Raw genomic sequence first — 13,011 nt, forward strand, 5'->3', positions numbered from 1 at the left:
CGCGCAAGGCGCGCTCCTACGACAGCGGCGCCGGATAAACGCGGCCAGCCCGCAGCGGCTGGAAACAAGGCGCGGAGCGGTAGAACGATTCGCTATCCGTGTCGGCATGCCACCCCGGCACGCCGGACACCGGCAACGGCCGTAATTCCAGCGGATCGACCAGCACCGCGCCGGAAGCGATCGCTTCCGCGCAACGATGGGCGGCGTCGTTCCCGCCGAGGACGACCAGCGCCTTGCCGACCAGCAATTTGCCGGGCGTCAGCGCATGTTCCAGCAGCGCGTGGCCGAACACATCCACGCCCGCCTCGCCGCCGAGCCAGGCGTCGCGAAAGGTCCAGAACAGGCGATGCCAGTCGTGCGCATCCCACGCGTCGAGCATGCGGCCGTCCGTCAGCGTCACGATGACACCGGCCTCGTCGAAGTGGGTGAGCGCGTACTGCGGGCGCGAGCGTTCGCGCGGGCCCATGATGGCGATCTCCGCCATCTGTCGCGCATTCAGTGTCTGCTTGATCGCGCCGTAACGCAGCCACACCAGCGCGTTGAAAAGGTCGTGCCAGTTCGCCGGGCGCGTCGCGATGGCGCCGTGCCGTGCGATGCGTTCCTCATAGTGCAGGCCGTCGGCAAGCAGGGCCTTGTCCTGCAACACGAACCGGTGGCGTGCCCCTTCCGGCCACAGCGCATTCAGTTCGACGATGGAAGGCCATGCCTCGGCGCGCAGAAGTGACGCAAAGCATGACCATGCCGACAACGGCGGCGCCGCGAGCACGCTCCGGTCGAGCGCCTCCCGCGTTGGCGCCACGTACCGCACTGGCTCAGGCCAGGCGGCCGTACAGATCGTGCGCGTCGGCCTCTTCGACCACCACGTCGACGAACTGGCCCGGCTTCAGCAGTTGCCCGTCGTCGATCCGCACGGCACCGTCGATCTCCGGCGCGTCGGCACTGGAACGACCCCAGGCACCCTCGGCGTCGATCTCGTCGACCAGCACCTTGATCGTCTTCCCCACCTTGCGCTGCAGCTTCGCCGCGGAAATTTCAGCCTGCACCGCCATGAACTGCTCGAGGCGGTCTTCCTTCAGTTCCTCGTCGACCTGGCCGGGCAGATCGTTGGCCTTCGCGCCATCCACCGGCGAGTAGGCGAACGCGCCCACGCGGTCGAGCTCCGCTTCGCGCAGGAAGTCGAGCAGCTCCTGGAACTCCGCATCGGTTTCGCCGGGAAACCCGACGATGAACGTGCTGCGGATGGTCAGCTCCGGTACCTGGCGACGCCAGTTCTGGATGCGCTCCAGGGTCTTGTCCACGTTGCCGGGGCGCTTCATCAGCTTGAGGATGCGCGGGCTGGCGTGCTGGAACGGGATGTCGAGGTACGGGAGGATCTTGCCGTCCGCCATCAACGGCATGACCTCGTCCACGTGCGGGTACGGATAGACGTAGTGCAGGCGCGTCCAGATACCGAGTTCGGAAAGGCCTTCGCAGAGTTCCGTCATGCGCGTGCGGTACGACTTGCCGCGCCATTCGCGCTCCGCGTAACGAACGTCCACACCGTAGGCACTGGTGTCCTGCGAGACGACCAGCAATTCCTTCACCCCACCCTTCGCGAGCTTCTCGGCCTCGATCAGCACCTGATCCACGGGCCGGCTGACGAGGTCGCCGCGCATCGACGGAATGATGCAAAAGCTGCAACGGTGATTGCAGCCTTCCGATATCTTCAGGTACGCATAGTGCTTCGGCGTGAGCTTCACGCCGGTGTCCGGCACGAGGTCGAGGAACTTGTTCCGCGTGGGCGGCAGCGCCTGGTGCACCGCACTCATCACCGACGCGTAATCCTGCGGCCCCGTGATCGCCAGGACGTCGGGATAGCTCTCGCGGATCAGTTCCTGACGCTTGCCCAGGCAGCCGGTGACGATCACCTTGCCGTTCTCGTGCAGTGCCTCGCCGATGGCGTCGAGCGATTCCTGCACGGCCGAATCGATGAAACCGCACGTGTTCACCACCACCGCGTCGGCGGCGGAATACGTGGGCACGATCTCGTACCCCTCGACTTTCAACTGGGTGAGGATGCGTTCGGAATCGACGAGGGCCTTCGGGCAGCCGAGGCTGACGAAACCGATCTTCTGGGTCTGGGCGGCCTGGGACATGCCGTGGGTACCGGGGGGAGGAAACCGCGCATTATAGCGGGTCCTGCCGAAAGCCGTTTCCCGTCAATCCCCGTCGACAGTCTTGCGGCTAAGATGCCCGGTCTGCTCCCTTCCCCGAACCGACGGAGATCCAGCCATGGGCCACACCCTGATCCTTGACACCTCCCGCCCGCATGAAAGCATGGACGCCTACGTGGCCGAGCCCTCTGGCACACCCCGGGGCGGCATCGTCGTCATCCAGGAGATTTTTGGCGTCAATGCGCACATACGCAGCGTGGCCGATCGCTTCGCCGAAGAAGGCTACGTCGCCATTGCACCGGCGCTTTTCGATCCCGTGGAGAAAGGCGCCGAACTCGGCTACGACCAGGAGGGCGTGCAGAAAGGCCTTAAGATGGTGGCGGAGCTTGGCCTGCTGCGCCCGATGCAGGATGTGGGCATTGCCGCCGCGCTGATCGCGGATCGCTACAAGGTCAAGGTCGGTTCCGTGGGTTATTGCTGGGGCGGCACCGTGGCGATGCTCGCCGGCTTCCGCCTGGGCCTGCCTTCGGCAAGTTATTACGGCGCGCGCAACGTGCCCTTTCTCACCGAGCCTGCCAAGGCCAACGTGATCTTCCACTTCGGCGAGCGCGACCATTCCATTCCGCCCGAGATGGTGGAGAAGCACCGCGAACTGAAGCCGGAGATGGACACCTGGGTGTATCCGGCGGATCACGGGTTCAATCGCGAGGTCGGGTCCAGTTACGACGAGCCCAGTGCGAAACTCGCCATGGAGCGCACCCTGGCTTTCTTCGCGCGCGAACTCGCACCGCAGGGCTGACGTGGACGCCGCTTTCGAACTGGATGCCCGCCTCGCCGCCGACACCCTTCCCGTCGGCGACCTTCCGCTGTGCCGCGTGCTCCTGATGCGGGACAGTCGCTACGCCTGGCTCGTGCTCGTTCCGCGGCGCGCGGACATGGTGGAGGTATCGGACCTGGACGAGAGCGAGCGTGCGACGCTGTGGCGCGAAGTGGATCGCGCGGCAGCCGCGCTGCGGGCTGCCGCGCCTTGCGACAAGGTGAACATCGGCGCCCTCGGCAACATCGTGCGCCAGTTGCACGTGCACGTGCTGGCGCGTGTGGAGGGCGATGCGGCGTGGCCGGGGCCCGTCTGGGGGCACGGTGCCGCGGTGCCGTACGACGGTGGCGAGGCGGAGCGGCTGGTGGGGGCGCTTCGGGGACTTCTCGAGGTCTAGGCGCGAAGCGAGTGCAGGAAACAAACGAGGCGCCGCAGGAAGTACCTGGGCGCCTCGCGAGAATCTGTCGCGAGCAGGGCTCGCTCCTACAACAACGACGGGGCGAGCCTGCGGCTTACTGCTGCGTCTGCGGGTCGTATGCGCCGCTGGACGCGTCCTTGCCCTGCATGCGGTCGGGCAGCGCCGCCTTGTGCGGGGTGTCCTCGAGCTGGCGGGCCTTCTCTTCCACGGCGTTCAGGCGAACCAGTTCGCCCTTCTTGTCGTAGTAGACGGTGAAGCCGTAGTCGAGCTGCATGCGCGCGAGGAAGCCGAGATGGGCGTCGCGAATCTTGGAATCGTCGCTGGGCAGCACCAGCACCGTCTTCGGCAGCTTGCCCTGGTCTTTCAGGTAAGCGAAATGGCTACCCGTGTCGGCCGCGGACAGCACGGCGCCGTCGACGAGGAACTGGCCGCTCTTGTACGCCTTGATGGTGTAGTCGAACTGCCCCTGCTCCGCCGCGACGTGGTCGGACTTGGACGCGCCACGATGGCAGCCGGCAAGCACCAGCATGCTGGCGAGGAAGATCGCCGCGGCGGCGCGGGCCATCAGGGTGGGAAGTCGGATCATGCGGTGTCTCCGTGGATCGGGTATGGCGGTGAAAGGCCCAAGTCTACCGCGCGCGCGGTGTACGGGGGCAAACCGGGGTCTCGGCGGGGCGGTTCTTCGCGACACCGCGCTTCATGGCTTCGCCGCTTCGTTGGCTTTTCGCCGCTGAAGCGGCTCCCACGGGGGGGTGTCAGGTGCTCGGCAGGGTCACGCCGCGCTGGCCCTGGTACTTGCCGCCGCGGTCTGCGTACGACACTTCGCATTCCTCGTCGGATTCCAGGAACAGCATCTGCGCCACGCCCTCGTTGGCATAGATCTTGGCGGGCAGCGGTGTGGTGTTCGAAAACTCCAGAGTGACGTGGCCTTCCCACTCGGGTTCGAGCGGCGTCACGTTCACGATGATGCCGCAGCGCGCATAGGTGCTCTTGCCCAGGCAGATCGTGAGCACCTTGCGCGGTATGCGGAAGTACTCGACGGTGCGCGCAAGCGCGAACGAATTCGGCGGAATGATGCACACGTCCGATTTGATGTCGACGAAGCTGCGCTCGTCGAACGCCTTCGGGTCCACGATCGTCGAATTGATGTTCGTGAACACCTTGAACTCATCGGCGCAACGAACGTCGTAGCCGTAGCTCGACGTGCCGTACGACACCAGACGGTGGCCGTCGCGCTCCTTGACCTGGCCGGGGGCGAACGGCTCGATCATGCCGTGCTCCGCGGCCATGCGGCGGATCCACTTGTCGGACTTGATGCTCAATGCTGTCTCTCCCTCGCTGGAGCCGGAAAGGTAAAGGAACGTGCCCGAACGCGCCAGCAGGCGCGTTTCAGGTGTTCTGGATGACGATCTTCGGGAAACCGATGGCCTTGTTCCGCGCCTGCAGCGAAAGCCTCGCCGCCGTGCTGCGGGCAATGGCCCTGTAGCGCATGGCCAGGTCGGAGTCCGGGATGGCGGCGACCGTGGGCCGCCCTTCGTCGGCCTGCTCGCGGATGCGGATGTCCAGCGGCAGGTCGCCCAGGTAGGGGATACCGGCCTCCCCCGCCATGCGCGCGCCGCCGCCATGGCCGAAGATGTGCTCCTCGTGGCCGCAGTTCGAACAGATGTGGGTCGCCATGTTCTCCACCACACCGAGGACCGGGACCTCCACCTTGCGGAACATGCCCAGCGCCTTGCGGGCGTCCAGCAGCGCGATGTCCTGCGGGGTGGTGACGATCACGGCGCCGGAAACCGGCACCTTCTGCGACAGCGTGAGCTGGATATCGCCGGTGCCCGGCGGGAGGTCGATGAACAGGTAATCGAGATCGTCCCAGCGTGTATCGGTAAGCAGTTGCATCAGCGCCTGGGTGACCATCGGACCACGCCAGATCATGGGCGTATCCTCGTCGATCAGCACCCCGATGGACATGGCCTGCAAGCCGTGCGCCCGCATGGGCTCGATGCTCTTGCCGTCCGGCGAGGTGGGCTTGCCGCTCAGGCCGAGCATCCGGGGCTGGCTGGGGCCGTAGATGTCGGCATCGAGGATGCCCACCTTCGCGCCTTCGGCCACCAGGGCGAGTGCCAGGTTCACCGACACGGTGGACTTGCCGACGCCGCCCTTGCCCGACGCCACGGCCACGACGTTCTTCACACCCGGCAATGGCGCGAGCTGGCCCTGCACCTTGTGGGCGTGCACACGCCAGCCTACCGAGACCGCCGCGGACGCGATGGCCGGATCCGCCTCCAGGGCCGCCTTCGCCTCCGCCGTGGCCTGCTCGACGTAACCCGCGGCGGGGTAGCCCAGTTGGATATCGACGGAGACGCGGTCGCCGTCCACGCCGACGGCACGGACGGACGCGCCCAGCCCTTGCCCGGAGTGGGGGTCGACGAGGCGGTCGAGGATGCCGCGGACGAGGGTTTCGCTGGCCTGGGTCATTTTGGCGTGGGGAAATTCGGAGACCTCCCATTATGTAGGAGCGCGCCCTGCGCGCGACAGCTTTTCGCCCCGGCCCACGGCCGGCCGCCTCTGGCGCGATGCAGCTTGACGGCAGCGCCGGGGCTCGTCAGGCTCGCCCATACCTGACCGTATGGGGAGCCCGCAAGCCTATGCATCGTCCTATCCGCACCGCCCTCGCCTTCGCCCTCGCGGCGACCGCCCTCCCCGCCCTCGCCGCGAACGATAGCCCAGTGGGCAAGTGGAAGACCATCGACGACAAGACCCACGAGGTGAAGTCGATCGTCGAGATCACCGAAAACGGCGGCCTGCTGGAAGGCAAGGTGCTGCAGGTGCTGAAGTCCGAGCACGGCCCGCACCCGGTCTGCTCCGAGTGCAGCGGCGAACGCAAGAACAAGCCCATCGAAGGCATGACCATCATGTGGGGCCTGAAGAAGGACGGCGACGAGTGGTCCGGCGGCCAGATCCTCGACCCGGCCAAGGGCAAGATCTACAAGGTCACGCTGAAGCTGGAAGACGGCGGCCGGAAGCTCGACGTGCACGGCTACATCGGCTTCTCGCTGATCGGCCGCAGCCAGGAGTGGGTGCGCGCGGAGTAATTGCCGGTGCCACCATCGGGGTCATCCGTCGCTGTACCGGGCGCGACTCGATCGTTGCCCAGGACGGTAGGCAGTGTAGGAGTGCGCCCTGCGCGCGACATCTTTTGAGGCCGTGACTTTGAGCTGGCGCGCCAGCTTGGGAACTGGCCCGAGAAGATGTCGCGCGCAGGGCGCGCTCCTACGGCCCTCGCGACGCCCCCACGCCCCACCTCCCCGACCCCCGCTTACCCGCGCATGCCATAATCCACGGTCCTACAGCCGACCGTGCGAATCATGGCCCGCCGCATCCTCGTCACCAACGCCCTTCCCTATGCCAATGGCCCGCTCCACCTGGGCCACATGCTCGGCTACATCCAGGCCGACATCTGGGCGCGGGCGCAGCGCATGCAGGGCCACGAAGTCTGGTACGTGGCCGGCGAGGACGCCCACGGCACGCCGATCATGCTCGCGGCCGAGAAGGCCGGAAAGTCACCTGAAGCCTACATCGCGGACATTCGCGCGGGGCACGAAGCCGACTTCACCGACTTCCACTTCAGCTACGACCAGTACCACACGACGCATTCGCCGGAGAACCAGGCGCTCGCGAACACGATCTACACGCGGCTGCGCGAAGGCGGCTACATCGCCCGGCGCGACATCCACCAGTTGTACGACCCCGAGCGTGACATGTTCCTGCCCGACCGCTACATCAAGGGCACCTGCCCGGTGTGCGGCACGCCCGACCAATACGGCGACAACTGCGAGAACTGCGGCGCCACCTACGCGCCAACGGAGCTTCGCAATCCCTATTCGGTGATGTCAGGCGCTACGCCGATCCTGCGCGATTCCGAACACTACTTCTTCGAACTCGGCAAGTTCGAAACCCTGCTGCGCGACTGGTTCGCCGGCCGCTTCACCGACGGCAAGGCCGTGGCCAACGCCGGCGTGGCCGCCAAGCTGGCCGAATGGCTGGACGGCGGCCTGCGCGACTGGGACATTTCCCGCGACGCCCCGTATTTCGGCTTCCCGATTCCGGATGCACCGGGCAAGTTCTTCTATGTGTGGCTCGACGCCCCCGTGGGGTATCTGGCGTCGTTCAAGGCACTGTGCGAGCGCACCGGCCTGCGTTTCGACGACTTCCTCGGGAAGGACAGCCAGGCCGAGATGCACCATTTCATCGGCAAGGACATCATCAACTTCCACGGCCTGTTCTGGCCGGCGATGCTGCACGGCGCGCAGATGCGCACGCCCACCGCGCTGCACGTGAACGGTTACCTGACCGTCAACGGCGCGAAGATGTCCAAGTCCCGCGGCACCTTCATCCAGGCACGCACGTATCTCGACAGCGGCCTCGATCCGGAAGCGCTGCGTTACTACTTCGCCACGATGCTCACCGAAAACCCGGTGGACGTGGACCTCGACCTGAAATCGTTCGAGGAACGCGTCAATTCGCATCTCGTGGGCAAGTGGGTGAACATCGCCAGCCGCACCGCCGGTTTCCTGCACTCGCACTTCGATGGAAAGCTGGCCGACCGTTTCGAGGAACCGGTTTCCGCGTGGTGGCCGAACTTCGTGGCCGCCTATGACGAGACCGTGGCGCTCTACGAGAGCGGCGACCTCGCCGAAGTGTGCCGGCGCTTCGTGGCCCTGGCCGACGACGCCAATGGCTACATCGCCGCCATCGCGCCCTGGAAGCTGGCGAAGGACGAAACCCGGCGGAACGAGCTGCACCAGATCTGCAGCCTCGCCATCCACGTGTTCCGCCTGCTCACCGGGCTGGTCAAGCCCATCCTGCCGAAGACGGCGGCGCTGGCCGAAGACTTCCTCGGCCTGCCCACGGCGCATTTCGCCGACGCGCGTCAGGAGATGTTCGGTCACACGGTGAACGCGTTCACTCCGCTCTTCGGACGCCTCGACCCCAAGAAGATCGAGGCGATGGTCGAAGCATCGAAAGAATCTCTGTCACCCGCCGAGCAGGCCAGGTCCGCCGCCGCGGAAGCTAAGCCCGCCAAGAAAACCAAAGAAGCACCGAAGCCCATGACCGACGCCGCCACCGAAACCGCCACCATTTCCATCGACGACTTCGCCAAGCTCGACCTCCGCGTCGGCAAGGTCACGGCGTGCGAATTCGTCGAAGGTTCGGACAAGCTCCTGCGCTTCGAGCTCGACGCCGGCCCGCTCGGGAAGCGGCAGATCTTCTCCGGCATCCGCGCCGCCTATGGCGAGCCGGAAAAGCTTATCGGCCGCAACGTGGTGTTCATCGCCAACCTCGCCCCGCGCAAGATGCGCTTCGGCCTGTCGGAGGGCATGATCCTTTCGGCCGGCGACGGCGGCGCGGACCTCTTCCTGCTCGATGCCGACCAGGGCGCCGCGCCGGGCGCCACCGTCCGCTGACAGCACTCCCGGCTGCGCCAGCCATGACGCCAACGCTTGCCGATCGCATAGACGACCTGCTGCCGCAGACGCAGTGCGAACAATGCGGATTCCACGGCTGCCGGCCGTATGCCGAGGCGATGGCCGCGGGCGAGGCATCGATCGATCGTTGCCCGCCCGGGGGCGCCGCCGGCATAGTCCGGCTGGCCGCCCTGCTGAACCGCCCCGTGCTGCCGTTGGACACCTCCCGCGGCGTGGAGAAACCGCGCACGCTCGCACGCATCGTGGAAGCGGACTGCATCGGTTGCACGAAGTGCATCCAGGTGTGCCCCGTCGACGCCATCGTCGGTTCGTCGAAGCAGATGCATACGGTCGTCGCCGACCTCTGCACAGGTTGCGAACTCTGCGTGCCGGCCTGTCCCGTCGATTGCATTGCGCTCGACCCGATGCCGCAGGCGCAGGCGGACGACCGCGCTCACGCCGACGCCGCCCGCTGGCGGTTCCAACGCCGTGAGCGGCGCCTGGCACGGGAGCGCGAGGCGCGCGAACGCCAGCTCGCCGCCAGCAAGGTGGACGTTGCGGCGCCGGCAGCGCGCAACGCCGTGCTCGAAGCCCTCGCACGCGCGAAGGCCAGGAAGAAGGACAGCCCGTGAAGAAGGCCGATGTGGTCGAGATGTTCACCCGCCTGCGCGAGTTGAACCCGCATCCGAAGACGGAACTGGAATACACCACCCCGTTCGAACTGCTGGCCGCCGTGGCGCTCTCCGCGCAAGCGACCGATGTGGGCGTGAACAAGGCCACGCGCAAGCTCTTTCCCGTGGCGAACACGCCGCAGAAGATCCTGGATCTGGGTCTGGAGAAGCTGAAGGGCTACATCAGCACCATCGGCCTCTACAACAACAAGGCGAAGAATCTCATCGCCATGAGCCAGATCCTTGTCGACCGCTACGCGGGCGAGGTACCGACCACGCGCGAGGCTCTGGAAGATCTGCCGGGCGTCGGCCGCAAGACAGCGAACGTGGTGCTCAACACGGCGTTTGGCCAGCCCACCATCGCCGTGGACACGCACATCTTTCGCGTGGCCAATCGCACGGGCCTGGCCCCCGGGCCCGACGTGCGCAAGGTCGAGGACAAGCTGGAAAAGGTGATCCCGAAGGAATTCATCCAGGATGCACACCATTGGCTGATCCTGCACGGCCGCTACGTGTGCAAGGCGCGCAAACCCGAATGCCCGCGTTGCGCCATCGTGGATCTGTGCGCGTACAAGCACAAGACGAAAGCGTGACGTTGTGGGAGCCGGCTCTGCCGGCGATCCCGCGACAGCGGGACAGGCTGCCGGCGGCAGCCCATCGCCGCTGAAGCGGCTCCCACATGGCTATGCCGTGCTTCTGGCGCCTTCCACGCGCCTTCCCAGTTCCGTCCAGTCCACCACCAGTTCGCAACCGCGCTTCGAGGCATTCCGGCCCCACTCGCGCAGCAGTTCAAGCGACGCCTGATCGATATGGTGCAGGCGGTCGAGCATGACCGAGAGGCGCGTGTTCGGCGGAATGCGCTCCAGCGTGCGTGCCATGGTCGGCACCTTCAGGAAGGTGGCCGAACCTTCCAGGTGAAGGGTGGCGGCGCCCGGTTCATCGTGGTGCGTCACGTCCATCTTCAGCCTGGACGACAGCAGGGCAAGACGCAGCAGCGACATGCCGAAGCCGATGATCACGCCGGTGAGCAAGTCGGTGGCGACGATGGCGACCGTGGTGGCCACGTAGACCGCCGCCGTGCCCTTGCCATAGACCGCGAGGTCCTTGATCTGCTTCGGGTTCACCATCTTCACGCCGGTGAAGACGAGGATGCCCGCGAGGCAGGACACCGGCGTCATCCGCATCAGCCACGGCAGGAGCATCACGAAGCCCAGCAACCACGCGCCGTGCATGATCGCCGCCATGCGCGTGGCGGAGCCCGCCTGCACATTGGCCGCGCTGCGCACGATCACGCCGGTCATCGGCAGCGCGCCGAGGAAGCCGCAGATGAGGTTGCCCACACCCTGGGCCGTCAGCTCGCGGTCGAAGTTGGTCCGCACCCCGTCATGCATCCGATCCACTGCCGCCGCCGAGAGCAGCGTCTCCGCACTGGCGATGAAGGCAAACGTGGCGGCGGCCACGAGCAGCGTGGCGTCGAACACGCCAAAGAGGCTCCCGACGGTCGGCAGATTCACGGCGGAGAAGAGGTTGGACGGCACGTCCACCCGCTTCACGTCGAGCGCGCCGAACTGCGCCACGAGCGTCATTGCCACCACGGCTAGCAACGCGCCCGGGACGAAACGCAGCTTCGCGGGGCGAAGCTTCTCCCAGCCGAGCATGATGGCGATGGTGCCGAGGCCGACCATGAGCGCTGCGGGAGCTTGCCCCTCGCCCGCCCCGGTGATCGATTCCCAGGCCGCCGCCGGCAGTGCGGCGAAGTTTTCCAGGCCGCGCGCTTTCGGAATGGCGTCCAGCAACACGTGCGACTGCGAGGCCACGATGAGAATGCCGATACCCGACAGCATGCCGGCCACCACGGCCGGCGACGTCATGCGGAACCAGACGCCGACACGGCACAGCCCGGCCACCACCTGGATCAGGCCGGCAAGCAGCACGACGGGACCAAGCGCGGCCACGCCGTGCTCGCGCACCAGTTCGAACACCAGGACGGCCAGACCCGCCGCCGGCCCGCTGACCTGCAGCGGGGAACCGGCGATGGCGCCGACCACGATGCCGCCGACGATGCCCGTGATGAGGCCCGCGCTCGGCGGCATGCCCGAGGCGATCGCTATGCCCATGCATAGCGGCAATGCGACAAGGAAGACGACCACCGATCCGAGGAGGTCGCGGCCGAACAGGCCTTGAGAGAAATAGGCGCGCATGGCGAATCCTTAAGCGGCGGAAGCAACGGGCGTCGGCGTGGAGAACCGCGCATGCGGCGTCGCGTCGGGCACGTTGTTGTCGCCGGCGATCAGGGGGCGGAAACGCCCCTCGGCCGGGTCGAAGGCGGTGATCTCCGTCTTCGCGATGTCGTAGATCCAGCCATGGATACGCAGGCTTCCGTTCGCCATCGCGGCGGCCACTGCCGGCAGGGTGCGCAAGTGTTCCAACTGGCCGACCACGTTCTCCTCGGTAAGGTAGCGAAGGCCTTCCTCGCCCTGGATCGTCGGGCGGTTCTCAGCCACCACGTAGCGGGCGACGTCCGCGTGCTTCAGCCACTGCTCCACGGACGGCTTGCCCTTGAGCGCCGCCGGATTCTGCAGCGCCTTCATGGCGCCGCAGTCGGAGTGGCCGCAGATGACGATGTGCTGCACCTTCAGCGCCGTAACCGCGTATTCAATGGCAGCCACCACGCCGCTGACGTGTTGCGCATAAGGCGGGACGATGTTGCCCACGTTGCGATACACGAAGATGTCGCCCGGCTGCGCCGAGAAGATCAGCTCGGGCATGATGCGCGAATCGGCGCAGGTGATGAACATGGTGTGCGGGGTCTGGCCCGAGGCAAGGCGGGCGAATAGCGCGCGCTGCTCGTCGGTCATGTGGCGGCGGAAATGGTCGAAACCTTCGATGAGACGTTCCATGACGTGTTCCTCGTTGAGAGCGTGGGGGTGGCGGGCGCACACGCGTCCGCCTGCGCCCGGCAAAGCCGCAGGCGCGTGGGGAAAGGAGTCGCGGGGTATGGGCGCGGACGCGCCCGGGGATCAGGCGATCGGAGGGCGGAGTTCGGAACCGCGGTGGTGCGCGTACGCCGTGGGCACGTGGCCGGCAGGCTGGCCCGCATGACGGCGCGATACGGCGACCACGTGTTCCGGCGGCAGGTCGAAGGTGTCGTCGAGGCTGCCGTTGTTGTCTTCGAGCGACGTGACGATGTCTTCGTCGCCCGGATCGGCGACATCGCCGGCCGCGGCATCGAGGTCGAGGATCAGCGGAGCGTGCAATGCATCCGCGGTGCCGTCGGCCACGTGGCACGGCATGGCATGAACCCCGGCGCACACGACGAAAAGCGCAAGCAACGCGATGAGCGTGCCTGCGAGGCGTCGTACGGTCTGGGCCGGAGAAGGGTTCATGCAGCCGAACCTACGTAGCGAATGTGACAGATGCAAGAGGTATCCGTGCCGGATTCAGCCTCGATGCGCATTTCGTGCGAAAAACTCGTAACAGCGCACGG

Annotated in this window: 14 protein-coding genes; 6 read left to right on the forward strand and 8 right to left on the reverse strand. The window is 66.5% G+C overall.

Annotated features, from left to right (window positions below):
• Positions 1-16 precede the first annotated feature (16 nt).
• On the reverse strand, positions 17-808 hold the full coding sequence (locus tag HBF26_RS02445; protein WP_167122700.1) for a DUF3025 domain-containing protein: 792 nt from the start codon (positions 806-808) through the stop codon (positions 17-19).
• A 4-nt stretch (positions 809-812) separates the two neighbouring features.
• Complete coding sequence (rimO, locus tag HBF26_RS02450; protein WP_167122702.1) at positions 813-2,135, reverse strand: 30S ribosomal protein S12 methylthiotransferase RimO; 1,323 nt, start codon at positions 2,133-2,135, stop codon at positions 813-815.
• Positions 2,136-2,271: 136 nt separating this feature from the next.
• On the opposite strand from rimO, the gene HBF26_RS02455 reads away from it, so the two are divergent.
• Together HBF26_RS02455 and HBF26_RS02460 are read left to right on the forward strand one after the other, a co-directional pair.
• Positions 2,272-2,952, forward strand: coding sequence for a dienelactone hydrolase family protein (locus HBF26_RS02455; protein ID WP_167122704.1), 681 nt, complete (start codon positions 2,272-2,274; stop codon positions 2,950-2,952).
• Between the two features lies 1 nt (position 2,953).
• Positions 2,954-3,367 carry an HIT domain-containing protein gene (locus HBF26_RS02460; RefSeq protein ID WP_167122706.1) on the forward strand — a complete coding sequence of 138 codons (414 nt, stop codon included), beginning with the start codon at positions 2,954-2,956 and terminating at the stop codon, positions 3,365-3,367.
• Between the two features lie 115 nt (positions 3,368-3,482).
• On the opposite strand, the gene HBF26_RS02465 is transcribed toward HBF26_RS02460, so the two are convergent.
• The 3 genes from HBF26_RS02465 to apbC form a co-directional block, all read right to left on the reverse strand.
• Positions 3,483-3,974, reverse strand: coding sequence for a hypothetical protein (locus HBF26_RS02465; protein ID WP_167122708.1), 492 nt, complete (start codon positions 3,972-3,974; stop codon positions 3,483-3,485).
• Positions 3,975-4,143: 169 nt separating this feature from the next.
• Positions 4,144-4,710 carry a dCTP deaminase gene (gene dcd / locus HBF26_RS02470; protein ID WP_089973877.1) on the reverse strand — a complete coding sequence of 189 codons (567 nt, stop codon included), beginning with the start codon at positions 4,708-4,710 and terminating at the stop codon, positions 4,144-4,146.
• 67 nt (positions 4,711-4,777) lie between these two features.
• A complete protein-coding gene (gene apbC / locus HBF26_RS02475; RefSeq protein ID WP_167122710.1) occupies positions 4,778-5,863 on the reverse strand; it encodes an iron-sulfur cluster carrier protein ApbC in 1,086 nt (361 codons plus the stop codon).
• A 170-nt stretch (positions 5,864-6,033) separates the two neighbouring features.
• Here apbC and HBF26_RS02480 point away from each other — a divergent pair, with 170 nt between their 5' ends.
• From HBF26_RS02480 to nth, 4 genes are all read left to right on the forward strand, one after another.
• Positions 6,034-6,480, forward strand: a complete 447-nt coding sequence (locus tag HBF26_RS02480) for a DUF2147 domain-containing protein (protein WP_167122712.1) — start codon at positions 6,034-6,036, stop codon at positions 6,478-6,480.
• A 273-nt stretch (positions 6,481-6,753) separates the two neighbouring features.
• Positions 6,754-8,853, forward strand: coding sequence for a methionine--tRNA ligase (metG, locus tag HBF26_RS02485; protein ID WP_167122714.1), 2,100 nt, complete (start codon positions 6,754-6,756; stop codon positions 8,851-8,853).
• Positions 8,854-8,876: 23 nt separating this feature from the next.
• Positions 8,877-9,485, forward strand: coding sequence for an electron transport complex subunit RsxB (gene rsxB, locus HBF26_RS02490; protein ID WP_167122716.1), 609 nt, complete (start codon positions 8,877-8,879; stop codon positions 9,483-9,485).
• Positions 9,482-10,117 carry an endonuclease III gene (nth, locus tag HBF26_RS02495; RefSeq protein ID WP_167122719.1) on the forward strand — a complete coding sequence of 212 codons (636 nt, stop codon included), beginning with the start codon at positions 9,482-9,484 and terminating at the stop codon, positions 10,115-10,117. Before rsxB ends, nth begins: the two co-directional genes overlap by 4 nt.
• Positions 10,118-10,207: 90 nt before the next feature.
• Here the strand turns inward: nth and HBF26_RS02500 are convergent, their stop codons facing one another.
• From HBF26_RS02500 to HBF26_RS02510, 3 genes are all read right to left on the reverse strand, one after another.
• A complete protein-coding gene (locus HBF26_RS02500; RefSeq protein ID WP_167122721.1) occupies positions 10,208-11,725 on the reverse strand; it encodes a SulP family inorganic anion transporter in 1,518 nt (505 codons plus the stop codon).
• Between the two features lie 9 nt (positions 11,726-11,734).
• A complete protein-coding gene (locus HBF26_RS02505; protein ID WP_167122723.1) occupies positions 11,735-12,424 on the reverse strand; it encodes a carbonic anhydrase in 690 nt (229 codons plus the stop codon).
• A 120-nt stretch (positions 12,425-12,544) separates the two neighbouring features.
• Entirely contained in the window at positions 12,545-12,910 is a 366-nt protein-coding gene (locus tag HBF26_RS02510) for a hypothetical protein (protein WP_167122725.1), read from the reverse strand.
• Positions 12,911-13,011 lie beyond the last annotated feature (101 nt).

It is taken from the genome of Luteibacter jiangsuensis (assembly GCF_011742555.1).
In the GTDB taxonomy this organism is placed as follows: Bacteria; Pseudomonadota; Gammaproteobacteria; order Xanthomonadales; family Rhodanobacteraceae; genus Luteibacter; species Luteibacter jiangsuensis.

What these genes read in the sequence shown, in the direction of transcription:
- rimO (WP_167122702.1), bottom strand. Translation starts at nt 2,135, where the DNA reads ATGTCCCAGGCCGCCCAGACCCAGAAGATCGGTTTCGTCAGCCTCGGC.
- HBF26_RS02455 (WP_167122704.1), top strand. Translation starts at nt 2,272, where the DNA reads ATGGGCCACACCCTGATCCTTGACACCTCCCGCCCGCATGAAAGCATG.
- HBF26_RS02465 (WP_167122708.1), bottom strand. Translation starts at nt 3,974, where the DNA reads ATGATCCGACTTCCCACCCTGATGGCCCGCGCCGCCGCGGCGATCTTC.
- apbC (WP_167122710.1), bottom strand. Translation starts at nt 5,863, where the DNA reads ATGACCCAGGCCAGCGAAACCCTCGTCCGCGGCATCCTCGACCGCCTC.
- HBF26_RS02480 (WP_167122712.1), top strand. Translation starts at nt 6,034, where the DNA reads ATGCATCGTCCTATCCGCACCGCCCTCGCCTTCGCCCTCGCGGCGACC.
- metG (WP_167122714.1), top strand. Translation starts at nt 6,754, where the DNA reads ATGGCCCGCCGCATCCTCGTCACCAACGCCCTTCCCTATGCCAATGGC.
- rsxB (WP_167122716.1), top strand. Translation starts at nt 8,877, where the DNA reads ATGACGCCAACGCTTGCCGATCGCATAGACGACCTGCTGCCGCAGACG.
- HBF26_RS02500 (WP_167122721.1), bottom strand. Translation starts at nt 11,725, where the DNA reads ATGCGCGCCTATTTCTCTCAAGGCCTGTTCGGCCGCGACCTCCTCGGA.
- HBF26_RS02505 (WP_167122723.1), bottom strand. Translation starts at nt 12,424, where the DNA reads ATGGAACGTCTCATCGAAGGTTTCGACCATTTCCGCCGCCACATGACC.
- HBF26_RS02510 (WP_167122725.1), bottom strand. Translation starts at nt 12,910, where the DNA reads ATGAACCCTTCTCCGGCCCAGACCGTACGACGCCTCGCAGGCACGCTC.